At 64.7% G+C, this 25,407-nt stretch carries 23 protein-coding genes and 1 pseudogene; 11 read left to right on the top strand and 13 right to left on the bottom strand.

Going from position 1 to position 25,407, the window contains the following annotated elements; translation table 11 throughout:
- Positions 1-138 precede the first annotated feature (138 nt).
- The 5 genes and pseudogenes from ACTJLD_RS04830 (at position 139) to ACTJLD_RS04810 (ending at position 7,452) form a co-directional block, all read left to right on the top strand.
- Positions 139-606 (top strand): cupin domain-containing protein, encoded by a 468-nt coding sequence (locus ACTJLD_RS04830; RefSeq protein ID WP_027789984.1) that lies wholly within the window; start codon positions 139-141, stop codon positions 604-606.
- A gap of 328 nt (positions 607-934) precedes the next feature.
- Positions 935-3,394 carry a GH92 family glycosyl hydrolase gene (locus ACTJLD_RS04825; RefSeq protein ID WP_440658159.1) on the top strand — a complete coding sequence of 820 codons (2,460 nt, stop codon included), beginning with the start codon at positions 935-937 and terminating at the stop codon, positions 3,392-3,394.
- A gap of 67 nt (positions 3,395-3,461) precedes the next feature.
- Positions 3,462-6,089 (top strand): GH92 family glycosyl hydrolase, encoded by a 2,628-nt coding sequence (locus ACTJLD_RS04820; RefSeq protein WP_440658157.1) that lies wholly within the window; start codon positions 3,462-3,464, stop codon positions 6,087-6,089.
- A gap of 55 nt (positions 6,090-6,144) precedes the next feature.
- A pseudogene (locus ACTJLD_RS04815) lies at positions 6,145-6,616 on the top strand (MFS transporter); the annotation flags it as partial.
- A 14-nt stretch (positions 6,617-6,630) separates the two neighbouring features.
- Positions 6,631-7,452: an SDR family NAD(P)-dependent oxidoreductase gene (locus ACTJLD_RS04810; RefSeq protein WP_021160587.1), complete on the top strand. Its 822-nt coding sequence runs from the start codon at positions 6,631-6,633 to the stop codon at positions 7,450-7,452.
- A 241-nt stretch (positions 7,453-7,693) separates the two neighbouring features.
- Here the strand turns inward: ACTJLD_RS04810 and surE are convergent, their stop codons facing one another.
- The 3 genes from surE to ACTJLD_RS04795 all read right to left on the bottom strand — a co-directional run bounded on the left by surE (position 7,694) and on the right by ACTJLD_RS04795 (position 9,715).
- On the bottom strand, positions 7,694-8,473 hold the full coding sequence (gene surE / locus ACTJLD_RS04805; RefSeq protein ID WP_059696144.1) for a 5'/3'-nucleotidase SurE: 780 nt from the start codon (positions 8,471-8,473) through the stop codon (positions 7,694-7,696).
- Between the two features lie 206 nt (positions 8,474-8,679).
- Positions 8,680-8,988, bottom strand: a complete 309-nt coding sequence (locus tag ACTJLD_RS04800) for an AzlD family protein (RefSeq protein WP_060194275.1) — start codon at positions 8,986-8,988, stop codon at positions 8,680-8,682.
- A complete protein-coding gene (locus ACTJLD_RS04795) occupies positions 8,981-9,715 on the bottom strand; it encodes an AzlC family ABC transporter permease (protein WP_059684991.1) in 735 nt (244 codons plus the stop codon). Before ACTJLD_RS04795 ends, ACTJLD_RS04800 begins: the two co-directional genes overlap by 8 nt.
- 125 nt (positions 9,716-9,840) lie before the next feature.
- Between ACTJLD_RS04795 and ACTJLD_RS04790 the strand changes: the two genes are divergently transcribed.
- The 3 genes from ACTJLD_RS04790 (at position 9,841) to ACTJLD_RS04780 (ending at position 11,942) form a co-directional block, all read left to right on the top strand.
- Positions 9,841-10,299: an Lrp/AsnC family transcriptional regulator gene (locus ACTJLD_RS04790; RefSeq protein WP_006749370.1), complete on the top strand. Its 459-nt coding sequence runs from the start codon at positions 9,841-9,843 to the stop codon at positions 10,297-10,299.
- Between the two features lie 227 nt (positions 10,300-10,526).
- Entirely contained in the window at positions 10,527-11,096 is a 570-nt protein-coding gene (locus tag ACTJLD_RS04785; RefSeq protein WP_060086065.1) for a hypothetical protein, read from the top strand.
- 144 nt (positions 11,097-11,240) lie between these two features.
- Entirely contained in the window at positions 11,241-11,942 is a 702-nt protein-coding gene (locus ACTJLD_RS04780) for a YebB family permuted papain-like enzyme (RefSeq protein WP_440658154.1), read from the top strand.
- Positions 11,943-11,960: 18 nt separating this feature from the next.
- Here the strand turns inward: ACTJLD_RS04780 and ACTJLD_RS04775 are convergent, their stop codons facing one another.
- The 7 genes from ACTJLD_RS04775 to ACTJLD_RS04745 form a co-directional block, all read right to left on the bottom strand.
- Positions 11,961-12,593, bottom strand: a complete 633-nt coding sequence (locus ACTJLD_RS04775; protein ID WP_175863935.1) for a LysE family translocator — start codon at positions 12,591-12,593, stop codon at positions 11,961-11,963.
- A 208-nt stretch (positions 12,594-12,801) separates the two neighbouring features.
- Positions 12,802-13,662, bottom strand: a complete 861-nt coding sequence (locus ACTJLD_RS04770) for a PASTA domain-containing protein (RefSeq protein ID WP_060174187.1) — start codon at positions 13,660-13,662, stop codon at positions 12,802-12,804.
- 117 nt (positions 13,663-13,779) lie between these two features.
- Positions 13,780-13,941, bottom strand: a complete 162-nt coding sequence (locus ACTJLD_RS04765; protein ID WP_155637989.1) for a hypothetical protein — start codon at positions 13,939-13,941, stop codon at positions 13,780-13,782.
- A gap of 249 nt (positions 13,942-14,190) precedes the next feature.
- The gene (locus ACTJLD_RS04760) at positions 14,191-15,198 is read right to left on the bottom strand and encodes a fimbrial protein (protein WP_226182801.1); all 1,008 of its coding nucleotides are present in this window, start codon (positions 15,196-15,198) and stop codon (positions 14,191-14,193) included.
- Positions 15,199-15,281: 83 nt separating this feature from the next.
- Positions 15,282-17,777, bottom strand: a complete 2,496-nt coding sequence (locus ACTJLD_RS04755) for a fimbria/pilus outer membrane usher protein (RefSeq protein WP_059696133.1) — start codon at positions 17,775-17,777, stop codon at positions 15,282-15,284.
- Positions 17,778-17,898: 121 nt separating this feature from the next.
- Positions 17,899-18,615 (bottom strand): fimbrial biogenesis chaperone, encoded by a 717-nt coding sequence (locus tag ACTJLD_RS04750; protein WP_059696131.1) that lies wholly within the window; start codon positions 18,613-18,615, stop codon positions 17,899-17,901.
- Positions 18,616-18,678: 63 nt separating this feature from the next.
- Positions 18,679-19,278 (bottom strand): fimbrial protein, encoded by a 600-nt coding sequence (locus ACTJLD_RS04745; protein WP_059696129.1) that lies wholly within the window; start codon positions 19,276-19,278, stop codon positions 18,679-18,681.
- 297 nt (positions 19,279-19,575) lie between these two features.
- Between ACTJLD_RS04745 and ACTJLD_RS04740 the strand changes: the two genes are divergently transcribed.
- Complete coding sequence (locus ACTJLD_RS04740) at positions 19,576-20,223, top strand: hypothetical protein (RefSeq protein ID WP_175756696.1); 648 nt, start codon at positions 19,576-19,578, stop codon at positions 20,221-20,223.
- A 390-nt stretch (positions 20,224-20,613) separates the two neighbouring features.
- Here ACTJLD_RS04740 and ACTJLD_RS04735 read toward each other — a convergent pair whose 3' ends face one another.
- Complete coding sequence (locus ACTJLD_RS04735; protein WP_060194279.1) at positions 20,614-20,946, bottom strand: DUF2322 family protein; 333 nt, start codon at positions 20,944-20,946, stop codon at positions 20,614-20,616.
- A 472-nt stretch (positions 20,947-21,418) separates the two neighbouring features.
- Here ACTJLD_RS04735 and ACTJLD_RS04730 point away from each other — a divergent pair, with 472 nt between their 5' ends.
- The gene (locus ACTJLD_RS04730) at positions 21,419-21,991 is read left to right on the top strand and encodes a YbhB/YbcL family Raf kinase inhibitor-like protein (RefSeq protein ID WP_060086074.1); all 573 of its coding nucleotides are present in this window, start codon (positions 21,419-21,421) and stop codon (positions 21,989-21,991) included.
- A gap of 185 nt (positions 21,992-22,176) precedes the next feature.
- Here the strand turns inward: ACTJLD_RS04730 and ACTJLD_RS04725 are convergent, their stop codons facing one another.
- Both ACTJLD_RS04725 and ACTJLD_RS04720 read right to left on the bottom strand, forming a co-directional pair.
- On the bottom strand, positions 22,177-23,073 hold the full coding sequence (locus ACTJLD_RS04725; RefSeq protein ID WP_059696221.1) for an oxidoreductase: 897 nt from the start codon (positions 23,071-23,073) through the stop codon (positions 22,177-22,179).
- A 14-nt stretch (positions 23,074-23,087) separates the two neighbouring features.
- Positions 23,088-24,290, bottom strand: coding sequence for an MFS transporter (locus tag ACTJLD_RS04720; protein ID WP_060086118.1), 1,203 nt, complete (start codon positions 24,288-24,290; stop codon positions 23,088-23,090).
- A 138-nt stretch (positions 24,291-24,428) separates the two neighbouring features.
- Here ACTJLD_RS04720 and gcvA point away from each other — a divergent pair, with 138 nt between their 5' ends.
- On the top strand, positions 24,429-25,361 hold the full coding sequence (gene gcvA, locus ACTJLD_RS04715) for a transcriptional regulator GcvA (protein ID WP_334011634.1): 933 nt from the start codon (positions 24,429-24,431) through the stop codon (positions 25,359-25,361).
- The last annotated feature ends 46 nt before the right edge of the window (positions 25,362-25,407 follow it).

Raw genomic sequence — 25,407 nt, 5'->3', positions numbered from 1 at the left:
ACGAACGAGGGCGTGTGAGCCGTGTGCGACGGCGATGCGGATGCCACGGCTGCCAGCGTGAAAATGTCGGACAATAGCCGCTGCGCGCGCCGCGCCGGCGCAGCGTTCAACCGATGCATTCACGCTTGCGAGATCCCCATGTCGACTCCCTTTCCCCGGGAACTGCTGAAGGCCGCCGATATCGCGAAGATGGAACCGACGCGCGCGGTGCATTCGCTGAATCCCAATGCCGTCCGGCTCAAACGACAACTCAGCGACCTGACCGGCCTGACGCAATTCGGTATCCACCTGCTCACGCTGATGCCCGGTCACGAATCGGCCGAGTATCACCGTCATCTGTACGAAGAAGAATTCGTCTACGTGCTGTCCGGCACGGGCTCGGTCACGATCGGCGAACGCGTCAGTGAAATCGGGCCCGGTGATTTCATCGGCTTTCCGCGCGGCGGTGAAGCGCACACGGTGCAGAACACCGGCGATGCACCGCTGGAGCTGCTCGTCGGCGGGCAGCGGCTCGAACACGATGTCTGCGAATACCCGCGTATCGGCAAGCGGCTTTATATCGCCGGCGAGCTTGAAGACTATGTCGAGCTGCCGAAACAGCCCTGATTGCCGATCGCATTCGCAATGTCGAATTCCGTATAAAAAACCGAATCAATTACCTATTGTTTAGATAAACAAAATAAAAATTCGTAAAAATACGGGGTAGAGAAACCACGTTTATTTGGGCACGCTTGTGCGCATTGTCCGTTCCCGGGTGCCGGCATTTCGACCTGCCGGCGCGTCTTTTTCGGGCATCCGGGTACGGAAATAAATACACGCGTCCGGCAGTTTCGACCGATTGGCCGCGTACGCGACAAGTCACGAAAAGATTCCTGATTTAAAGCTCAGTAGTTCGAACCAGCAGCTTGATTCAAGAACGAAACGGAGACAGGCGATGTCGAGGAACTGGGGGTTGGGAGCGACGCTGCTGGCGCTTTGTGTTGGCTTGGCTTCGTGCGGGGGCGATGGCGATTCGCCGTCGGCAGCCGCTTCGAATCTGTCGGCCGCGACGCAGTCGCAAGGCAACGAAGACGGCAACAGCGGCAACGGCAATGGAAACGACGACGGCAACGCAGCATCGAAGAAGAACGCCGACATTCGCGTCGTTCAGTACGTCAATCCGCTGATCGGTACCGACTACGCGACCGACCAACCGGCCGACCCGGTCGGCTCGGGTCTGGGCGGCGGCACGTTCCCGGGGCCGACGGTCCCGTTCGGGATGATGCAGTGGAGCCCGATGACGCCCACCGCCCAGTACGACAGCCGCAAAGGCGACGGCTCCGGCTTCTCCGGCGGCTACTGGTACGGCGACACGTCGATCAACGCATTCAGCATCCTGCACCTGAGCGGCACCGGCTGCTGGGCGAACGGCGGCTACCTGAACGTGATGCCGCAGCTCGCGCCCGGCGACGCCGGCACCCCCGCCAGCTTCAGCCACGCGAACGAAACCGCGCAGGCCGGCTATTACGGCGTCACGCTCGGCAACGGCATCAAGGCGGAACTGACGACGACGCTGCGCACCGGTTTCGCGCGCTTCACGTATCCGGCACTCGCGCAGGGCCAGCAGGCGACGATCGCGATCAATCCGACCGTGCTGAACAACCGCGCGCAAGGCTCGACGGGCGACACGATCAGCCAGGTCGGCGACCGCACGTTGTCCGGCACGATCGCGGGCGGCGGATTCTGCTGGGCCGGGCATGCGGTGCCCGTCTACTACTACGCGGAATTCAGCCAGCCGTTCGCGGTGAAGCCGGCGTTGTCGAACGACAGCCCCGTGGCGTTGACGTTCAATGTCGACCGCAAGCATCCGGACGTGATGATGAAGCTCGGCATTTCGTTCGTCAGCGAAGCGAATGCGAAGGCGAACCTGCTCGCCGAGAATCCGGGCACCGATGCGCAGGGCAACCGGAACTGGCGCTTCGACAAGGTACGCCGCGCGGCGAGCGCCGCGTGGAACGCGCGCCTGAACGCGATCCAGGTCACGGGCGGCAGCGACGCCGACAAGACGAAGTTCTACACCGCGCTGTATCACGCGTCGCTGCACCCGAACGTGTTCAACGACGTGAACGGCCAGTATCCGGACTTCTACGCGTCGAACGGCGCATCGGCCGCGCCGACGCGTCAGGTCGAGCAAGGCCGCACGATGTACGCGAACTTCTCCGGCTGGGACATCGACCGCTCGTTCATGCAGCTTCAGGCATTGCTCGATCCGGTGCGGACCAGCGACATCGTGCAGTCGCTCGTGCTCGATGCAAAAGCGTGCGGCGCGTTCCCGCGCTGGGCATACTTCAATACCGAGACGGCGGTGATGCCCGGCGATGCGGGCTCGATCATCGTCGCGAACGCGCATGCGTTCGGCGCGACGAACTTCGACACGCAGGCCGCGCTGTCGATCATGAAGCGCAGCACGACGCCGGGCGCCGCATGCGCCGGCACGCCGGTGATGGGCAGCCGCGCGGATTACGACCGGCTCGGCTACGTGCCGTCGTCGGGCCCGGGCGACAACCAGACCGCGTCGAACACGCTCGAATATGCGGTGCGCGACTTCGCGGTGTCGCGCTTCGCGACGGCGCTCGGCGATACGGCGACGGCCGGCACGCTGCTGAAGTCGAGCGGCAACTGGCAGAACCTGTTCGACAGGAACGCGATCCAGCCGAAGACGTCGGCGGGCGCGTGGGTCACCGACGGCACCGGCTTCATGGAAGGCAACTCTGAGCAGTACACGTGGTACGTGCCGCACGATCTCGGCGGCGTGATCGCGCAGGCCGGGGGCGCCGCACCGGTCGTCAAGCGGCTCGACACGTTCTTCACGCACCTGAACATCGGCACCGTGCAGCCGTATTTCTACGTCGGCAACGAAGTGACGATGGCCGTGCCGTGGGTCTATGCATGGGCGGGCGCGCCGTCGCATACGCAGCGCGTGCTGCACGCGTCGCTCGCGAACGAGTTCGGCACCGGTGCGGCCGGGCTGCCCGGCAACGACGATCTCGGCGCGATCTCGGGCTGGTACGTGTGGGCCGCGCTCGGTCTCTACCCGGTCGTGCCGGGCGTGAGCGGCGTCGCGCTGTCGAGCCCGCAGTTCGAGAAGATCGTCGTGCGCGTCGGGCAGCAGGACGGCAGCTACCGCCTGCTGCACATCGTCGCGCCGGGGGCGGGTTCGGGCGATGCCGCGTCGTTCTACGTGAAGTCGCTGAAGCTGAACGGCGCACCTTACCCGACCGCGTGGCTGCCGTTCGAGCACATCGCGAAGGGCGGAAAGCTGTCGTATTCGATGACGACCGACGCGAGCGCGGCGACGTGGGGCACCGACGCATCCGCGATGCCGTCGTTCCCGCAGGCGGCCGGCGCGCCGTAACGGTCGAGAAGATCAACGAGCGGTTCTTGCCGACAGGATCGACGCAGAGAGAGGGAGGGACGAACGGATGAAGCTACGTCATGTGGTGGGTATCGGGTGTCTTGCCGTGTTGTCGGGGTGCGGGGGCGATCAGGCTTCGACGGATGCGAGCGTGCTCGCGCAGATGTCGAACGCGCAGGGCAACCAGAACGACCAGGGCGAGAACGGCGGTGCGGGCAAGCGGTCGCTGCTGCGCAGCGTCGATCCGATGATCGGCACCGCGAACCTCGACATCAACGCGGACTGGGGCAGCGGCGTGCGCGGCCACGGCCACGTGTATCCGGGCGCGACCGTGCCGTTCGGCATGGTGCAGCTCGGGCCGGACACGACCGGCGGCGCGCACACGCTGCCGTGGAACTGGGATCGCACGTCCGGCTATCAGTACGACGATCCGCTCATCACCGGCTTCACGCACACGCACCTGTCGGGCACCGGCATCGGCTCGGGCGGCGAAGTGCGGTTCCTGCCGACGCTGGCGCCGGTCGACACCGCGACGCTGGCCAAGGTGGCCGCCGATGCGTCGATCACCTACAACGCGTCGTTCAGCCACGACGACGAAACCGCGAGCCCCGGCTACTACCGCGTGAAGATGGCGCCGGTCGGCAGCGGCAACACGCCGTGGAACGTGAAGGGCGCGAAGATTCTCGCGGAGATGACGGCCACCGCGCACGCGGGCGTGCATCGCTACACGTATTTCCCGAGCGCGGCTGCGCAGAAGCGCAGCATGATCGTCAGCATCGACAACCCGATCGGCGGCTCGACCGCGAGCGGCAAGATCCGGGTCGTCGATGCGCAGACGATCGCCGGCTGGGAGATCACGAACAACTGGGCGAACAACAAGCCGACGTATTTCGTCGCGCGTTTCTCGAAGCCGTTCGATACGAAACACGTCGCGTTCGGCGCCGACGGCTTCAAGGCCTACCTGACGTTCGCCGACGGTAACGACAGCGGCGCGGTTACGGTGAAGGTCGGCATCTCGCCGTCGAGCATCGCGGATGCACAGGCCAATCTCGCCGCGGAAGTCGGTGCGAAGTCGTTCGACCAGGTGCGCGGCGCGGCCGAACGCGTGTGGGCCGACGCGCTCGGACGGATCAGGATCAAGGGCGGCAGCGCCGACCAGCGGACGATGTTCTATACGTCGCTGTATCGCACGATGCTCGCGCCGACCGTCTACAACAACGCGGACGGCAGCTACGTCGGCACCGATTCGACCAACGACGGCATGACGTCGCCGCCGACGACGAGCAAGCATGCGAATCCGGGCTTCGACTATTCGTCGACGTTCTCGCTGTGGGACACCTTCCGTGCCGAGTCGCCGTTGATGACGCTGGTGCAGCCCGAGCGCGTCGACGGCTGGGTCAAGTCGCTGCTCACGCAGTTCAGGCAGAACGGCAAGGGCGAGCTGCCGGTGTGGCCGCTCGCGCAAACGGAAACCTTCACGATGGCCGGCCACCCGTCGATCCCGCTGATCGCCGATGCGTACCTGAAGCACCTGACGAGCGCGGGCATCGACGACATCTGGACCGCGTTGACCACCACGCAGGGCGCGAGCGCGCACGGCTTCGACCAGTACCGCCAGCGCGGCTACGTGGTCGCGGGCGACAACGCATCGGTGTCGACGACGCAGGACTATGCGTTCGACGACTGGGCGACGGCCGCGGTCGGCAAGGCGGCGGGCAAGAGCACGGCCGACTACCGGCCCTACCTGCAGCGCAGCCAGAATTACCGGAACGTGTTCAACCCGACGCTGAACAACGGCTGGAAGTTCTCGCAGCCGAAGGATGCGCAGGGCAACTGGGTGGCGGGCTTCGATCCGACTGCGGCGGAGAAGACGGACTTCTCCGAATCGAATGCGTGGATCGATACGTGGAACATCTTCCACGACTTCCCGGGGCTCGTTGCGTTGCTCGGCGGGAAAAGCCAGTTCATCGCGCAGCTCGATCGCACGTTCGATCCGGCCAACCCGCTGACCTTCCTCGGCAACCAGGGCTTTCCGGACCTGACCGGCCGCAGCGGCCAGTTCTTCGCCGGGAACGAGCCGGCGAACCATCTGCCGTACCTGTACGACGTCGCGGGCATGCCGTCGAAGACACAGGACCGCGTGCGCACGGTGATGGACGACATGTATTCGCTGACGTTGACGGCCGGCGATCGCGCGCTGCTCAGCGGCGATAGCCTGAAGGCGGCGCTGGCCGACCCGCGCCGCGTGCGCGATTCGGCTATTCCCGGCAATGACGACTGCGGGCAGCTGTCCGCGTGGTACGTGCTGTCCGCGCTCGCCATCTATTCGCTGAATCCGGTGGGCGGCGTGTTCTACCTTGGCACGCCGCTGTTCGAGGAAGCGACGCTCGATATTCCGGTTGCATCGGGCGGCGGAGACGGCGGTGCGTTGAAGTTCGGCAAGTCGCGGCGCTTCACCGTGACGGCGCACACGGCCGGCGGCGGCGCGCCGTCGTCGGTCAATCGCTATGTGCAGTCGGTGAGCCTGAACGGTGTGCCGCTGCATCGGCCGTACATCACGTACGACGAGATGAAGGCCGGCGGCACGCTCGATTTCGTGATGGGGGCGACGCCGAACGATGGTTGGGTCAGCCAGTGGAACGGGCAGGATCCGAACAGCGCGCTCGCACCTTCGCTGGCGTTGGCAGGGAAGTAGCGGCTGGCAACAGCAAGCGGCCTGCATCGACGCGGGCCGATTGGCTTCATCCGGCGGCGCCGGTTTCGAGCGGATCGGCATCTTTGCGGCCGTCTTATCCGGCCGTGTGGGGCAGTTGCCGGATCGTCACCGGGCCGCTGAGCGACCGCTGGGGCAGCAAGGGGCTGATCGTCGCCGGGATGCGGGTGCGGGCGGCCGGGCGTGCGCCGACCGCGCTGACGGGGCGGTTGCGCTGGTGGCTGGCGGCTCGTGGCGAGCGTGTTGCCCGGTCTCGGCACGGCGATGGTCTGTCCGGGCCTGATTGCCGCCGTGTCCGATGCGTCCGATGCGGCCGGGCCAGGCTGGCGGGCGCGCTCGCTCGCCGAGCGTGTATCGGTTCTGATGCGATCTCGGCTGTGCAATCCGCGCGTTGCCGGCCGGCTGGATGGCCGGCCGATTCGGCTTCGCCGGAGCGACCCTCGTGGTGGTCGCGGTGACTTTCGCGTCTGGGAGACGTCGTCGCGCTTATGATGCGGGAACGCCACTGACAGGGTTCCCCGACATGGACGCGCCGCTTCCGCCGATTTCTGCCCCGATTCCCGAAACGGAACCTGAAACCGAAACCGTCGCCGAGCCGCGCGCGTCGCGGCTGCATCGGCCGGTCGCGCTCGTCACCGGATCGACGTCGGGAATCGGCGCGGCGATCGCGCGCCGCCTGGCGGCGGACGGTTATGCGGTGATTCTGCATTCGCGCAGTTCGGCGGACGTGGGGCGCGCAATGGCGCGCGAACTCGGCGCGGCCTACGTGCAGGCCGATCTCGCCGACGATGCCGAACGCGTGCGGCTGATTCGCGACGCACTGGCCGTGCACGGGCGGCTCGACGTCCTCGTCAACAATGCGGGCGTCAGCCGCGTGATTCCGCATGACGACCTTGCCGCGGCGACGCCCGACGTGTGGCGCGAGATGCACGAGATCAACGTGATCGCGCCATTCCGGCTCGTCGCCGAAGCGGAGGCTGCGCTGCGCGAGGCGGCGTCGCACGGGCGGGCCGGGTGCGTCGTGAACGTCAGTTCGCATGCGGGCGTGCGGCCGAAGGGCGCGTCGATTCCCTATGCGGCGGCGAAGGCGGCGCTCAATCACACGACGCGGCTGCTCGCCCGCACGCTCGCGCCGGCGATTCGCGTCAATGCGGTCGCGCCGGGGCTCGTCGATACGCCGCTCACGGCCGACTGGACGGACGCGCAGCAGCTCTGGCGCGAGCGCGCGCCGATGCGGCGGGCGGCGGCGCCGGATGACATCGCGCAGACGGTCGCGATGCTCGTCGCGTCCGATTACGTGACGGGCGAGATCGTGATGCTCGACGGGGGGATGAACCTGACGTGATGCGGTGATGCGGTGATGCGGTGATGCGGTGATGCGGTGATGCGGCGATGCGGCGATGCGGCGATGCGGCGATGCGGCGATGCGGTGATGCAGTGATGCCGTGATGCAAGGGATGTGGGGATACAGCGTCGCGGTGTTGTGGCGATGCGGTGATGTCGTGATGCAATGTCGCGGCCGGACAGCTGCGCGCAAGAATCATGCACGCGATTGCCGCGACCGCTTTCCTGCCCGCGTACGCGGATCAGCCGAGGCGCGACCGCAGTTGCGCGAGCGCCTGGTCGTGCGTGCGCTCGAACTTCAGCGGCGTGACGGCGACATACCCTTCGCCGAGTGCGACCGTTTCCGAATCCGGATCGTCCTCACGCGGCGCGCGGGCCAGCTTCAGCCAGTGATAGTCGATCTCGCGCGGATCGCGGCCCGACACGATCTCGACGCCCTGCAGCGTACCGGCCCCCTGGTTCGTCAACTTCAGGCCGCGCACGTCGTCGGCCGGCCGTGCCGGGAAATTCACGTTGAGGCACGCGTCGCTGTCCCAGCCGGCGGCGACGAGCCGGCGAATGACGTCCGGCGCGAGCGCAAGCGCGGTGCCCCACGGCACCGCATTGCGGTCGGTGAAGGCCTGGCTCAGCGCGATGGCCGGCACGCCGACCAGCATGCTCGTCATCGCGGCGCCGACCGTGCCGGAGAACACCGTTTCGGTGCCGAGGTTCGCGCCGCGATTTACGCCGGACAACACGACGTCGGGCCGCGCATCCTTCATCAGGTGGCTGATCGCGATCGCGACGCAATCACCGGGCGTGCCGCGCACCGCGAAACGGCGCTCGCCCTTGCGATGCACGCGCAGCGGTTCGTGCAGGCTCAGCGAATGCGACGTGCCGCTCTGGTCTTCCGCCGGCGCGACGATCCACACTTCGCGCGCCAGTTGCGTGGCGACCTGTTCGAGCACTTCAAGGCCGGGGGCGTCGAATCCGTCGTCGTTGGTGAGCAGGACACGGTCGAACAGCGGGCGGGTTTCTTGCATCGGGACGATCCTCGCAGGTAGGCAATGAGGGGAGATGGCATCGCGGGTACACCCGGAAGGCTAGCATCCCGCCGCGACGCCTGTCGTGCCGCGCAGTGCCTTGCACCGTGCGCGCATGCGAAAACGGGCGCATCGTGCGCCCGTTCTCGGGTTCGACAGACCGCCCATGCGGCGGGTCGGATCCGCGTTACCCGCGCTACTCGCGTTTATCCGAGCAGGTACCGCAGCAGGCCGGCCGACACGACGCCGACGATGACGGTCGGCAGGATCGACAGGCGTGTCGCCGCGATCAGCGTAATGGCCAGCGCGAGCAGGTCGGCCGGGCGCGTCGACACGAAGGCCGGCGCGATCACCGAGATCAGCACGCAGCCGGGCACGTTCTCCATCACCGATGCCATGCGCGGGCTCAGCGTACGATTGCGCAGCAGCACGTAGCCGAGGATGCGCGACAGGTAAGTCGTCGACGCCATCAGCACGATCGTCGCGACCGTGCTGATATCCGGGAAATCAGGCATCGCGCGGCTCCCACAGCAGCGCGGCGATCAGCCCCGCGCAGGCGCCGGCCGCAACGTACCACGCGCCGGGCACGGCCAGGTGCGTGGCCGCCGCGACGACGAGGCTCACGAACCACGGGCGGCTCGCGCGCATTCCTTTCCACATCCCGCGCAGCAGCACCAGGAAGACGGCCGTGAACGCCATGTCGAAGCCGTACTGCTCGACGTCGCCGATCGTCGGGCCGACCGCCGCGCCGAGCGTGGTCATCGAGATCCATGTCAGGTAGAGCCCCACGCAGATGCCCGCGTAATAGGGCACGCTGATGTGGGTGGCCGAGCGCGCCCGGGCGTCGGCGAGCGACATCGCCCAGCTTTCGTCGCACATGAAGAACAGGGCGAAGAACGCGCGGCGGCGGGGCAGGCGGCGGATATACGGTTCGAATGCAGCGCCCATCAGGATGTGGCGCGAATTCACGAGGAACGACATCGCGACGATCAGCGCGATGTGCGGCGGCGACGTCCACAGGTGGATCGCCGCGAATTCGGAGCCGCCGCCGAAGTTCATGCCGGTCATCATCGGCACTTCGAACAGGCTCAGCCCTTTCTGCGCGGCCTGCGCGCCCAGCACGAGCGCGAACGGCACGAAACCCAGCATGACGGGCAGCGCCGCGCGCAATCCGCGACCCATCTCGGCGACATAGGCGGGCTTGTCGCGAAGCCCTGACGACGTTGAAACGCTACTGCTCATTACTCCTCCTTCGGGGGAGGAATTGTCTGCTTTTTTGACTCGAATCGGGTTGCGTTGTGGCCATGATTTTCGGAGAATTTGGCATCGAACGAAGGATTTGGGAATTTCTTGGAATCGGATGCCAAATGAAACTTGACGCCATCGACCGCCGGATCCTGAGCGCGCTCCAGCGCGACGGCCGCATGCAGAACGTGGAACTCGCGCACGAGGTCGGACTGTCGCCGTCGCCGTGCCTGCGGCGCGTGCGGCTCCTCGAGGAAGCCGGCGTGATCGAGAAATACGTGGCCGTGCTGAATCCCGCGAAAGTCGGCAAGGGCCTGACGATCTTCACGCGCGTGTGGCTGAAGGGGCAGGACGCGGAATCGGTGAACCGCTTCGCCGACGCCGTCCAGCAGATGCCGGAAGTCGTCGAATGCCACCTGATGGCGGGCGACTGCGATTTCCTGCTGCGCGTCGTCGCGGCCGATATCGACGACTACCGGCGCTTCCAGATGGAAACCCTCACGCGCATCCCGGGCGTGCTGAGCGTGAAGACGGACATTCCGATGCAGAAGGTCAAGCTGACGTCGGCGCTGCCGACGTAACGCGACGCGGGCGCGGCGACTCACGACGACGGGTCGACGAACGGTCACGGCTCGGTGACAATCGCCCGATAGACTGACGCATCATGCCGCTTCGGGCATGTCGCCCGTGCTGTCGCGCGACGTTCGATGCGCAAGCAACTAACGGTCAATTTCGACGCAATCGGGCAGGCGCCGCGCGCACCGAATCATGCGCCGGCGCGGATGCGTTTCTTCTTGTCGGGCCATTCATGCAGCCAATCAACAATCCGTGGAATTCGCTGGAAATCGTCAAGCTCGTGCTGGGTGTGCTGACGCCGTTGTCGGTCGCGTGTCTCGGCTGGCTCGTCGCGCGTCGGCTGAAGCGCCTTGAACTGGTGCAATGGACCAACCAGCGATTGATCGAGAAGCGGCTCGCGCTGTACGACGCGGTCGCGCCGCAGCTCAATGCGCTGCTGTGCTTCTACACATGGATCGGCTACTGGAAGGACATCTCGCCGGACGACGTGATCCGCGCGAAGCGCGAGCTCGACCGTACGTTCCACATCTACCGCTACCTGTTCGACGACGACGTGTACGACGCGTATCACACGTATATCCACGCGCTGTTCGACATGCATACGGGCCCGGGCCGCGATGCGCGGATCCGCTCGCTGATCCAGGCGCCCGATGGGGACCGCAGCGTGCACGGCTCGTATGAGTGGAAACCTGCGTGGTCCGACCGTTTCGCGACGGCGAATGTCGTGCCGAGGGACGACGTGCTGCGCCACTACACGCAATTGATGGAGCGGCTGCGCGTGGCGCTGGGCGCGACGCGCTGAAGGCAGCCGCGCCCGCGCGCTGATTCACGCCGGTATCGAAATCCGCCACCGGGCGGCGCGAATACCTGGCCTCGCGCACGAAGCGGATGCGGAGCCCGGCCGCTGCTGACATGCTCGCGCCATCATCACTCGCGCGAGGTCAGTATGGTTGTCGACACCGGCTGCCAGCCGCTCATGATCCGCTCGCCCGGCACGGACTGGCGGCGTTTCTTCTCCGTCGGCGCTTCCCGTCGCAATGAACGGTCGTTGCCGGCCGAGCCCGAGATCGGCGACATCGTCTTCATCCGCGTGACCGTGCGGCCGTTTCTCGAAGTGGCGAACGCGACGCGTTCATGGACGAATCACGTGGGCATTGTCGTCGGCGAGCGCGACGGGGAACCGCTCGTTGCCGAGAGCACGTTCCCGCTATCGCGCGTGACGACGATGTCGCGGTTTCTCGCGCGCTCCGATCGCGGCGCATGCGTGATCGCGCGGCTGAAGCAGCCGCTCGATGCAGAGCAGCGGCGGCGGCTTGTCGACGCGGCGATGCGCCGGACCGGTGTGGTGTACGACACGGGTTTCAATCTCGCGTCGCGCCGGCAGTTCTGCTCGCGGTTCGTGCGCGAAGTCGTGCGCGATGCGACGCGGATCGTGCTCGGCGACGTCGAGACCCTCGACATGCTGCTGCGCCGGAATCCCGATCATCCGCTCGGTTTCTGGAGGATCTGGTATTTCGGCCGGATTCCGTGGCGGCGTCGCACCGTGACGCCGGCGAGCTTGCTCGAGAGCGACGCGTTGCGGGTAGTGGCGGATACGCGCGGGTGTGTCGAGAACGGGCCTGAACGTGGCCGTTCGGGTGGCACCTGAATCGGGCAGCGGCTACGACTACTGCCGCCCCGCCACCGCAAGCCGTGCCGCCAATCCGACGAATACCGACCCAAGCAGATACTGAGGCAGCTTCGACGGCCGGCGGCGCGCGCCGATCCGCTGGCTCAGCCGGCTCGCGGAAAGAATGACCGCGCCGTTCACGACGAGTCCGATCAGGTTCAGCACCGTCGCGAGCACGAGAATCTGCACGGCGATCGAACCGTGCTCGGGGTGCACGAACTGCGGAAACAGCGCGAGCACGAACAGCGCCATCTTCGGGTTCAGCAGGTTCGTCGTCAGGCCCTGGCGGAAGATCGTCGCGGTCGAGTGGCGGCGTGGCGACGCGACGGGCGACAGCGCGGTCGCATCCGAACGGAACGTCTTCCATGCGAGATACAGCAAATACGCGGCGCCTGCGAAGCGCACGGCGTCATACGCGATCGGCACTGCGACGAAGAGCTGCGACAAGCCCAGCGCGGCCGCGAGTGCGTGGCAGTAGGTGCCGGCCTGAATGCCCGCGAGCGTGGCGAACCCCGCGCGCCGCCCCTGGCTCACGCTGCGCGACGCGATCAGCAGCATGTCGGGGCCGGGCGTGGCGGTCAGCGCGAGACATGCGCCGGAGAACAGCGCGAGCGTGGATAGGTCGATCATGGAAGTCCTTTTGTGCCGGGGAGGCGTGAAAGGGAGGTCAGTTTAAGAGGGGGGGCGGTGCGGGTCAATCGCCCGAAAGGCCGATGATTCGATGTGCCGACGCAGCCGCCCGGCAACGGATTTGCTCCGATTTCGATGCAACGATGCAGGTATCCCGCGCCGTCTCGCGTGAATCAGACACACGCACCGACGCACCGCTCCGTGACGTTTACTGCTTTCGGCACGCCACCTGATAATCGATCACGGTATTCGCCGACGGCGTGTCCGGCTCGCCGCCGGCCGTCGTCACGCCGAGCACGCCGGCCGCGCTCCGGTATCGCAGCGCGCAATACCCCATGCCGGTGCCCGAGCACGCTTCGGCTTCGATGATCCCGTGCTTCGCGAGCGTCGCCGCGCCGTCCAGCGGGTCCGGCTTCTCGTGCGGCCGCAGCGGCTGCCAGCCGTGCGAGATCAGGATCTTGCGCGCCTTGTCGAGTGGTTTGCCGTACACATTGGGCACGACCGCACGGCCGTGACAATAAGTGCGCTCCGCGGCGACCGCGGTCAGCCGCAAGCCGCCATGCTCTTCGCGCAGCTCGCCGACGGGCGCCGACGGACCATCGCCGCCCCAGACGAGCAGCGCACCGCTTTCCAGCGACTCGACCGAGCCGAGTTGCCAGCCGGCCGCGCGTGCCGTGTAGCCGAGCGCGACGAGCGTCGTGCCGTCGAAGACGCCGATGTTTGCGTTGCGCGCAAAACAGATCGCGCTCGTCCCAGGCTTGAACCCGCTCGCGAACGTGACGACCGTGTAGCGGCCGAGCGGCGCTTCCGACGTCACGATCCAGCCGAGCCTCGCGACGTCGCGGCCGGCCGCGGTGGTGGTCTTCGCACGATATCGCGCGCAAAACGCATCGAGCGTGCCGTTCTCCGGCGAGTGCGGCAGCGCGCCAAGCGGCACTAGCGACGCGCCGACGATATCGGAGGCCGTCCGCAGCGTCTCGGCCGACGCAGCGCCGCCGAGCGCCACGCATGCAAATGCCGCGATCGATGCGACGTGGCGGGCAAATAGCTGGACAGTCATGCGAGGCATGTGGATGGTCTCCAGGAAAGAACAGGCAACCGCGATGATCGCGGGTTTCCGCGCCGGTGTCACGATGGGGCACGCGTACGCCCGGTTCGGTGGCGCGCGATGCGCGAGACGGCGACGTCAGTGCGCCGATCTGTCCTGATGCAGCACCTTCTCGAACAGCGCCTGCGCGCGTTCGGCGGGCATCTCGTTGTGGAGGTCAATCGACAGCGGATGATCGGTCGTGTCGAGTTCGACGAGCGGACGTTGGCCGGCGGGGCACGTGTGCGCGTGCGGCTCCACGGGTTATGAGGTAGCCGGGATTCCTGGAGGGGCCAGTTGTTGTTGTTTGCTGTTGCGCCGTGTATCGAGCGGTGCTGCGAAGCGCAAGCCACACCCAGGCCGTTTGCGGCATGAACGGGCGTTGAGCTGACTGGCCGTGCAGAGGGCGCGATGAGCGAACCGGCAGGCGGGATGCGATCGAACGCTCGCTTCGAGCGATCCTGCCCAGTCAGGTGCCATGCACCATGCACGCCGTTCGCTGCCTTCCCGCTATTGATAGCTCATCGTGAACGTCGCAACCGCATTTGCCGTCCCGCCCTTCAACGTGCCGGTCTGGATATAGCGCGCGGTCAACGGAATCGTGAATACCCCCTGTCCTTGCGGAATGTTTCCGGCTTTCCACTGATTGGGGTTCGACGGGGCGCTGGAATCCGGACCAAAATTCAGCGGAGACCCGTTTCTCAGAATCTGGACTGCGACACCCGATGCCTCGGAGTTCGGTGTGAGCGACAGCCGATTCGAGCGGTTGCCTGAATTGGAGTTGTCGGTCAGCGTCACGTATGCGTTGGTCGATGTGCCTAGGTCACCGCCCGTGCAATTCAACTGAATGCTGAAGTCGCGCTCGGGAGTAGTGCTACCGACGCCGCTGAAGTCTTTCGACGAAAAGTCGTTGCCGGTCGGACTCATCTTGACGGCGATCTGCTTGGTCGCGACTGAACAGGTCGGCACCTTCGGCTTGATCTCGATCCCGCCCTGGATGCGGATCGACCTGTATTGAATCGTTCCATTCACATAACTTCCAGCGAGTTCGCCCTTCAACGTTCCCGCTGCAGTGATCGGGCCGACCTTGACGAATTCGATGATCAAGGATGAGGTGCTTATATTGATCATCGATGTACCCCAGTTGACAGTGAATGGGAGCCAATTTTTGTTATTCGAAAAGCGAATGCGCACCCCAACACCAGGAATGGTAGTCGGATAAGTGTTATATACGGGTTCTGCTGTTCCGAATAATCGTCCGTGGAGTATGGTATCGGCGATCTGGCTACAAGAAAGAGTATTGCTTAGTCCCGATGCGGAGACTGTTCTCGAATCGAGTACGGTGCCGATTGGAACCGATGGATTGAATTCAGGGGTGGAGTAACCGTTAACGTAGTACATAGCGATATTACCCGCGAGAGATGTTCCGTTCCCCCACTCGCAATCCGAGGCCGACATGGCAAGGGCCGGCGAGACCGCAGCGCCAAACAAAATGACAGAGAAGATCGTGTTGCGCATTCGTATACCTTTCAAGTGTTCGTTGTCGTGTGCGCCGGGCTTGCAGGATGTACCGAGCATCTGTGCACGATCACCGCTTCGCGTTACCGGCCGGCCATGCGGCAGCTCATCGCAACACGCTCGTACATGAGCGCCTTGTTCTGCTGCGGCAGCGCGTAATTGCCTTCACACGAGCCTTCGCTCCAGCGAATCGACAGGCGCCCCTGATCCTTCACGCCGAAAACGAGCACGCGCGATGCGTTGTCGACCATGCCGAGCACCTTGTCGTTCTGGTCGTAAGCGGTTGCGCCGAGCGGCACCTTCTTGCCGTCGGTCGTCGTCACGTCGAACTGGATGCGGCGGCCCGTTTCCGCGGCGAAGCGTGCTTTCACGATTGCGCCGCGCGTCGGTACGATCGTTTTTGCGTTCTCGGTGATCTCGGTGTCGTTGCCGAGGCTTTCCGTGTCGATGTTGAGCCAGTTGTACCGGTACGGCTGCGCGTAAGGCAGCACCGCATAACCGCGACGATCGGTGCTGACCGTCGACGACGAAGCGAAGCGTGCGCCCTTCACGCCGGGCACCTCGACGATCGCGAACGTCTCGCCGACCGGCTGGCCGAGCGTGACGCCGCCGCGATGCGCGACGATCGACCCGGTTGCGCCGACGTCGACGTGCTTGCCGTGGCCGGACTGGGTGTAGTTCGACGTCAGTTTCGCCATCGGCGTATCCCAGCCGAGACCCACGCCGCCGGAGCCGCCGTTGCCCTTCTGGTAGTCGCCCTGTACCGAATAGTTGACCGTGTTCCTGTCGTTCAGGAAGCCCGATACGCCTGCCTGGACGCTCACGTCGCCGCGCGTCGACGCCGTGACGTTCGAGTACGCGCGATGCGCGCGTGCGCTGCTGCCGAACGGAATGCTGACCGTCGCCGAAATCTGGTTGTCGGTGCGCCCGAACGGCCCCGTGTCCTGCGTGCGCGCGAGCGCGACGCTGTAGCTGAGGTTCTTCAGCGAGCCGCTGTAGCCGAGCTGGATGTTGCGGCTCGTGCCGCCGCGGTTCCAGTAGCTCGTTTCGCCGACGCTCGCGTAGACCGACCCGTTGCGACCGAGCGACTGGTTGATGTTCAGGTCGACACGGCTCTTCTGGCGTCGCACGCCGTCGCCTTGCCGGTTGCTCATGTCGTCGACGTGCTGGCTCAGCGTACGGAAGCCGTCGGTCGAATACCGATAGCCGACCATCGTGAACGTGGTGTCGGTGGCCGCCAGCGTCTTCGAGTACAGGAACCGGAAGCTCTGCCCGTTCGCTTTTCGGCCCGGCGCGTTCGACTGGCTATGCGTGATGTCGAACGAAATGCCGCCGAGCCGCGAGTTGAAGCCGACGCCGAGCGCGATCGCGGCATAGTTCTGTGCGCCGATCAGGCCGCCGTAGCCGGTGAAGTTGTCGGACAGGCCATACACCACCGTGCCCTGCGCGAACTTCGGGCGGACTTCGCCGACCCCGCGATACTGCCCTGCGGAAAACGAATAGCGAACCGAGCCGCGCCGGATCATCACGGGCAGGAACGAATAGGGCTGCGTATAACGCCGGACGCTGCCGTCGGATTCGGTGATAGAGATTTCGAGATCGCCGTTGGAGCCGCTCGGATAGATGTCCTTCAGCTCGAATGCGCCGGGCGTGACCGTGGTCGAGTAGATCACGTAGCCGTTCTGACGCACCTCGACGACCGCGTTGGTTTGCGCGATGCCGCGCACGACCGGCGCGAAACCGACCTCGTCGTCTGGCAGCATGCCGGTGTCCGAGCCGACCTGCACGCCGACGAAGCGGAAACTGTCGAAGATTTCGCTGGCCGAATACAGTTCGCCTGCCGACAGCGTGCCTCTGATACCGCGCAGGTCGCGCTGCACGTAGGTACGGTTCGACGTGAACTGCGACTTCGCGCCGCGGCGCCCGGTTAGCGCCGATTCGTTCCTGAGCCGCCAGCCGCCGACGTTGAAGCCGTTGCGCAGGCCGAGGTAATAGTAGGAGCTGTTGTAACCGGAGTCGGAGTCATGGCTGAAATTGGCCTGATAGTTGCTGTAGGCCGCTACTACGCCGTCGTCCCACTTCGACGGATCCACGTAGCCGCGCGACCGGCCCGGCACGTAGGCCTGCGGCATGCTGATGTTCAGCGACAACGTGCCGACGTCGAAATCCGCCGACGCGCCGTCGACGATCTCCGCGAGATTCAGCACCGCGTCGTCTTGCAGGCCGGCCGGAATCCTGTTTTCCCGCTCGAGCCGCTGCGAGTCCACGCCGAGCGCCTTGAGCAGGCCGAGTGTGATGACGGGCTTGACCTCGCCGCCGTTCGCCTGAAAGACGATCGATTCGCGCTTGCCGGGCTGCTGGTTCAGCGACACGTCGACGTCGTACGTGCCGGGCGGTACGGAACTACCCTGTTCGAGGTATTTGAGCTCGACAGGTGCGTCCCCTTTCTTGAGGAAGAGTTCGTTGAACTCTGCCGCCTGAACGGTCGTTGCCGCAACGAGACTTCCCAGCGCCACCAGACAGGTAGCTCCCTGGCATGCCGCTACCCGCAAATCGATTTTCTTTTCAGTGGTATCCATGCCTTGACCTTGATCGCGTGCCGTTCCTACCTGCCCTGATTTCAGGAATGCGCGCCTCCAGTAAATTAGTAATGCGAATTTCTATCGAGCGACTCGAAGCTGAAGCTGACGGAATGCGTTGTCAGTTGGAGACTGTTGCGTTGTTCTCTTCGGTCGCGCCGAAGTCGTTGATCGACTCGAAGTTGACCTTGGCGCCTGGTGCAAGCGATTGGCCGTTGTAGTTCTTGACGCTGAGTTGACGGGTCGACTGCGGCGGAATCATTTCCGTATTGATCGAATGCGTTTGCGCGCCGCTATTGAGCGTTGCCCTGACCAGCGATACGTAATATGGGGAGGCGTTGACGACCTCCATGCCGTACTTGCCACCCGCCGCGCGCCAGCGCCATTGCAGTTGCTTGGCGGCATCCTCGGGCTTGCTGGCGAGGTTGGCCGGCCGATAGAACAGCTTGATGCGCTGGCGCACCGCGACTTGCAGCGTGTTATCGCCATCCGATTTCTGCGGAATTTCCTGCACGCTGAGCCAGAACACGGATTCGCGGTCAGTCGGCAAACCCTGGCCGGCGTAGAAGATCCGAAGCGTTTGCTGCTTTTCGGCGCCAAGGCGACTCAGCGAAGGCGTAATCGCGAACGGCAGATCGCTTTTCTGGTCGTCCGATTCCAGCCATGACTGAATCATCACGTCTTGCTTCGACGGGTTCCTGACGAGAACGGACGCTTCCTTGCTCTGCGCCGTGTAAACGACGCGCGTGCCATTCAACGAGATGCCGGCGAACGATGCGCCGGAATAGGGTAATAGCGAGCTGGCCGCGACCAGCCCGGCAATGAGTGATCGTTTCATGATGGAATTGAAAAGTGAGAAGGGCGACGGGACCGTGACCCGGCGCGTCGCCCGAAGAGGTGCTTACTCGTAGGTCAGCGTGAACGGCAGCGTGCCGTTTGCCACACCGGCCTTGATTGCTGCGCCGTTCGCGACATAGCCGGCACGCAGATTCAGCGCGGCGGTGTAGGTCGGCGCGTCGTCCGGGCCGCCCTTCACGAGCGGGGCGTCGAACGTTTCGTTGGCAGCCAGGTTCAGCAACTTGTTGTTGCTGTCGTACAGACCGATGCCGACGCCTTCCGCGTCACCCGAGACCTTCAGCAGCTTGTTGTTCTTGCCGTCGAGGCCCGTACCCGTGGCCGGATCGAACTTCATCTTGACCGTGGTCAGGCCGGTGCCGGTGTTGCCGCAGTCGAGGTTCAGGTTGATCTGCGTGCCTGCGGCGACGCCGCCGCCAACGGTGTTGCCGATCGAATCCGCGCTCACCGTGCCGAGGTTGACTGCGATGCTCTGACCGCCGGCGCCGGGCGACACGTTGGCGCCTGCGCCGCCCGTCAGCGAGCACGATGCCGTCGTGATCGCGCCGGTGAAGTTGATGGTGCCGTCGGCGGCCATAGCCGAACCCGCTGCCGCGAACGTGGCCGCTGCCGCGGCGATAGCGAGAATATTTTTGTTGAGAGCCATGATGTTTCCGTTTCAACGTGATTTAAAGGAGGGGTGTTAACTCTTTGGAAGAGTTGGTGCAATGGTACTGTTGGGGGGGTGTTTATTTGAATTGGATGTGTCCGAAGTTGTATTGCTATTTCGTAGTACAAGTACGAAAAAAGATTTTTTGGGGTGGTTTGGGGGGGATTACTTTAATTGTCAGAAGGATTTGACATTGAGACGGTCGAATGCCGGAGATGGCAGGCAGGACGGGCAGGACGGGCGGGCGATCGGTGGCGACGTATTCCGGAATATATGACTGGCTTGAATTCGTCGATGGAGTTTTTCGAAATTTATGTCGGGCGAAGAGGAAAAATCATCTTTCTCAGACTTTTTACTTGTTTTTATAAAGCCCTATTCAAGTGGGCGGTGTTTTTTGTCCGTGAATTCGAGATGGACGCGATCTGGTTGCGTATCCGGTTGAATGAGATACTCGCGAATCCCGCCTCGATCGATTTGACGCGTACAACGCATCCTCGCCGGCGGACGCGTCGACGCGTGCGTGTGGCATCTGCAATCCGCGGCGTTGAGCTGCCTCGGGCAGAGGCGACACGGGATCAAGAATTTCTTGATGGTGACGTTGGCGCGACCTCAGCACGGGGCGCCACCTCCGGTCATGCACAACCCGGGGAGCACTGCCCGGCTAGCCCCGTGCGCTTCCTCGTGGCCGTGATCTCGTTGCTCGTGCCGCCAGTCCGGAACCGTATGGATCAAATCGACGGCTACGCGCTCGTCGTTTCGGAAGCAATGGTGTTGACGACCTGCGATCCGGGGCCACGGATATTTCGCTTGGGCGACCACGCTATTTCTGCGATGAGCAGGAAGACTGGCCATCACCCATCTGTACCTTGCCTGGTAGAGGCTCGGCGGCAGCATCTCGCGATGCCGGGACGGCATGCGGCTTCAGCGGCAGGCGCTATGTGATGTGTTGCAAGGAATTTGCCGCCCAGGAGGGATGGCGGGGCGATTCGGCGCCGGTATCGCGAGCGATCTTCCCGGGAGACTGAATCGGAGTAGCGATTCGCGATGACGATGACCCGTGCGCAGCGCCGTTATTGCATGTGCAAATGCGAGCGCGTGCGTGCGTCGAGACATGGGTGGGGTTGCGCCTTTCATCGAGCATGCCGACAAGCAGCAGGCCGTGGCATGTGCTCGACGAAAGAGATGTGTCCTCGGCGACATCAGCGCGGCAAGCCGGCAAGACCGGGCGCGGCGCTACAGTCGGAACGACGATGCCGCACGCACCTCCGTCGGTCGACGAGATGCAGGAACGTACCGCGCCTTGATGCCCGGTATCGTCGCTCCGCCGCTTGCTCAGCCCTTCGCGACGACGTCGATGCGCAGCGCTTCGCCGCCGTCGACGATCGCCAGCAGACGATCGACGTTCGGGTGCGCGCCCGGGCGGTTGCGTGCGTCGGCCGTATGTTCGGCGAACACGGCGAGGCCGTGCTCGGCCGCTTTCGCGTCGAGCGTGCCGAATGCCTGCTGCAGATAGTTGTACACCGCGAGCGAGCCCTGCTTGCCCGGCTGGTTCTCGATGGTCGCGACCACGTCGCCGTTCGCGTCGACGAGATCGATGCGCGCGATGCCGTCGATGGCCGGCAATTGCGCGAGATTGTCCTTGAATACAGGGGTCGGTTGAATCACTGAAAACACTCCGTCGGTTTGATCGTGGAAAGGTGGCGGCCTGTATGTTATCTGATTCGCCGCGATGCGCTTTTCGACGCAACCGGGCGATCTGCACGGAGTCTGATCGTCCGATCGTAGGCGCGCGCGGCGGCCGATTGCGGGCACGCGGGAATGCTCCGCGACGTGCAGTCGGCCGGTTTGCCATGCCTGCTTCTCGTGCCGCCGCCGCTTCAGCGTGACAGTCGCGATCGCAATTTCAAGACATGCCGGTCGTCAATTGTTGCCATCAAGACAACACGGTGAACGCGTTGGCGACGCTACTGACGTCGGGAATCCAAATCTACAATTTGTTTGAGCGCGGGTTGTACAACGCTTGTTTCATGTTCCAACCCGACGTATCTGCCGCAACGAAACCGGCAACCCGTCCGCTTCGTCCGGCTGGATCGTTCTTGCCTGCTGCGGAAACGCCGTCCTTTTCAACGGAGCAACCATGACATTCAATTTCTTGCCGCGATCGACCCTCTGCTCCGCGATGCTCTTGTCGATCGTGCCGACCATCGCTGTCGCGGGAACGTTCTCCGTCAAAGTCGATGACCTGAACCATGGCCGGTTCGAGAACGAACAGGTCTACGGCGGATTTGGCTGCCACGGCGGAAACGTCTCGCCACGCATTTCGTGGTCCCATCTTCCTCACGGAACGAAGAGCGTCGTCGTGACCATTCACGACCCCGAGGCCCCGACGGGCGGACTGGGCTGGACGCATTGGGGCGTCGTCAATATTCCGGCATCCGACACGTCGATCGAAAAGGGCGCCTCGGGCGATCCGAAGCGGATGCCTGCGGGGGCCATCGAAACGCTGACCGACTTCGGCGCGGCGAAATACGGTGGGCCTTGCCCGCCTCAGGGGGAGTCGCACCGGTACATCGTTACGGCATCGGCACTCTCTGTTCCGAGTATCGACGTGAACGCCACGTCGAGCCCGGCCCTCGTGGCATATCAGATGCACGGGAAAGTGATTGCACGGGCTCGCTACGTTGCGATGTATCACCGGGCGGCGGAGTGAGCGTCCTGGCGGGAGGTCAGCGCGGCGACCTCCCGTCGTCGACACTCAGGTTCACGCCGTTGACGAAACGCCCGTCGCTGCTGACGAGAAACAGTGCGGCGCGAGCCGGTGACCTGCGGCCGAATTCTATGACCGGTAAGGCGGTGAGTCTCGCGTCGATCGTATCCCCTGGGGTTTGCTCGCGACTAGCCCGGCCCATCGCTGGCGGCAGCGAGAAGCGGAACGACCAGATCGCTGATCGGCGTCGGAATGCCGTGCGTTCGTCCGTATCGCTGCACGACGCCGTTCCGGCAGTCCCATTCGAGCGGATGGTTGCCTTGTCGGTCGGCGAGGATGGACGTACCTAAATCGGGCGGAAAGCCATGCAATCCATCGACGATTTCCTGCGGCACTTCATCGCCCAGCTTCGCGCCCTCCGCCCGCGCGACCTCGAGACATTCCCGCAGGTAGGCGAGCGACAGTTCGGTGATGTCGCTTCGCGCGTACATGCCGGCGCGGCGACCGGTCAGCACCATGAGTCCCGCCACTGCGTTCTGCAAGAGCTTGCGCCAGGCGAGCGAGATGAAATCCTCCGCCACCTCCGGCGCGCAGCGCGTGCCGTGCAAAGCGGAGACCACCACGTTGCTCGCCGGCGTATCGGGCAGGGTGAGCCGAGGCTTGCCCCGCAGCCACACCGATGCGCCCGATTCGCGTTGCGCCGGAAACCAGACGACCGAAGGCACGACCGTGGCGCCGGCCGCATACGGTGCGAACGCGGCTTTTTGCTCGACGCCGTTTTGCAGCACGCAGACGACGGTATTCGCATCGCATAGCGCGGAGACCCAGGGTGCCGCACTCGCTATCTGCGTCGACTTGACCGCAACGAACACGAGATCGAACTTTTCCTCGACCGCGTGCGGATCGGTCAGTACGGGCCCGGGCACGACGATCTCGCCGCCGTCGAAGCGCAGCTTCAACTGTTCGTGCGCCGAGCGGCCGCAGATCACCGGCGTGCGGCCGGCTTCATGAAGGGCCGCGGCGACGGTCGTTCCGATTGCGCCCGGACCGACGAGGGCGACGGTCGGGTAGTCAGCGTTCGTCATGGTGTTCATCCTGTTCAGTCATCCGCCAGATGCGGGCGCAGTGCGAGGGCGAGCGGAAAAATCGCGAGGGCGGTCAGCGCGGTCGCATACGTGGCGCCATGCACACCGATCCTGTCGCCCAGGAAACCGTAGAGAACAGGCGATATCGCGCCGGATGCGATCGTCCCTGTGTAGAAAATCGCGAATGCGCGCTCGGTGCGCTCGGGTGCGGACATCTCCGGAACGGTTCCGTACAGCACCGACGAAGTGCCGTTGAGCATCATACCCAGAATCGGCAGCAGCACCATGGCAAGTGCCAAAGGGAGATACATCACCGCGACGATGCACACGGCTGTACCCCCCTCCGTGAGCAGCACCGTCCTGACCATACCCAGACGCGCGCCCAGCCAGCCACACATGAATTTGCCGGCCGCACCGCCTGTGAAAACGAGTGCAAGCGCCGTTCCCAGCAGTTGCGGCGAGACACCTTTTGCCTTGAGCAGGAAAGGCAGAAATGTCAGCAGTCCCATGCGTACCGCCGTATCGAGCACGCCGATGGAAAACAGCGTGGGGAATCCGCTTCCCCCGGTGCCGCTGCGTTGAGCGGACGCTTGTTCTTTGACCGCCGTCTTGCCGGCGCCACGCGGCACGGCGGGAAACCAGAGCGCGATGACGGCGGCCACGACGCAGCCCAATCCGGCGACGATCCATAGCGCGTGACGCCACGGCATCATGGTCACGAGCAGCGAAATGGCGGCCGGCAGTGCGGATTTCCCCAGATCGCCGGCAAAGTTGTAGATGCTCAGCGGGCCTCTCGCATCGCGTCCATAGAGGCGGGAGACGGCGCCCGATGCGATCGGATGCTGCGTGCTGGATCCGCCGCCCGAAATCGCCAGCGCCACGCCCAGACCGAGCAGGCCACCCGACAGGCCCGCGAGCGCATAACCGAGCGCGGCGAGCAGTGTGCCGAAGGCGAGGGTCGTGCCGCTGCCCAGGTGTTGCGCGAGGCGCCCCGCAGACAACTGCAGCGTCGCCATCGTGCCGGCATAGATGCCGCGCAGGATCGCCAGGGCCGCAAAGTCGAGCCCGAATTCCGACTGCCACACGGGTAGCAACGCGTAGATCATGTCCGTATAGCCATCGTGCATTGCGTGCGCAATGCAGGACAGCCACAGCACGCGCCGTCGGGGCGGCGCAGTCTCCCGCGTCGCGGGAGGGGAAAAAACCGGCAGGCGCATTGTCATTCGCTCCGTGCGAGCGGTCGGTGGAAGCCGCTCGTGGCATCGCTTTCACGCTCGATGCGTCAATTTTATGGTTGAGGCAGCGGCCATTTCAATTGAACTAAAATCGCGTCAACAGAGAGAAAAAGTCACGTCATGAACGACAACCAGGACACGGCGAAGCGCCGGGGCGAGTTGCCCCCGCTCAATGCGCTGCGCGCTTTCGATGCGGTCGCGCGGCACGGCAGCTTCGCGGGGGCGGCGGTGGAACTGCATGTCACCCACTGGGCCGTAGGCAAGCAGATCCGGCTGCTGGAGGACTGGTTCGGCCTGCCGTTGTTCGACCGTCGTCCGCGCGGTGTCGTGTTGACCGACGAAGGGGCCGCGCTGCTGCATGACGTCAGCCACGTGTTCGAGCGCCTCGGTACCGCGGTGGGGCGGCTGCGCCACGACACGTTCAAGCACCGGATATCGGGCGTCGTGCGGGTGAATGTGCCGATGAGCTTTGCGCTGTGCTGGCTGCTGCCGCGGCTCGCCGATTTCCATTCGCGCTACCCCGACATCGACGTGAGGGTGTCGACGACATCGCGCAAGTTGCGCTATGTCGCCGACGCTTTCGATATCGGTGTTCGTTCCGGTCCCGAGCAGGGCGCGGGCGTCGTATCGCGCCCGTTGATGCCCGACCTGCGCGTGCCGGCCTGCAATCCCGCATTGCTGCGCCGGCAACCGATACAGAGCGTGGCCGACCTGCGCCATCACACCCTGCTGCATTCGGCCACGACGCGCTCTGCCTGGTCGCACTGGTTGCAGGAAGCGGGGGCTTCCGATCTGCGCGCCGCGCGTCATGTCGAATTCGATCATGTGAATCTTCAGCTCGGCGCGGCGATCGAGGGGCTCGGCGTGGCCCTGGCATCACTGCCGCTGATCGGGCGCGATCTCGCCGAGGGGCACCTCGTGTGTCCGATCGCATCGCCCGTATGGCGTGCTGACGACTACATGCTGGTGACGAACGCCGATCGTGCCGACGATGCCGCGGTGTCCGCGTTCGAGCAATGGATGGAACGCATGGCGGGCCGCGAGGCGGGATAGGCTCGCGGTGTCGATCCGCGCGATCGGCACGGCGATGCACAGGGCC

It is taken from the genome of Burkholderia sp. 22088, assembly GCF_052045915.1.
Classification (GTDB): Bacteria; Pseudomonadota; Gammaproteobacteria; order Burkholderiales; family Burkholderiaceae; genus Burkholderia; species Burkholderia cepacia.
This window is presented reverse-complemented; position numbering and strand designations above follow the sequence as displayed.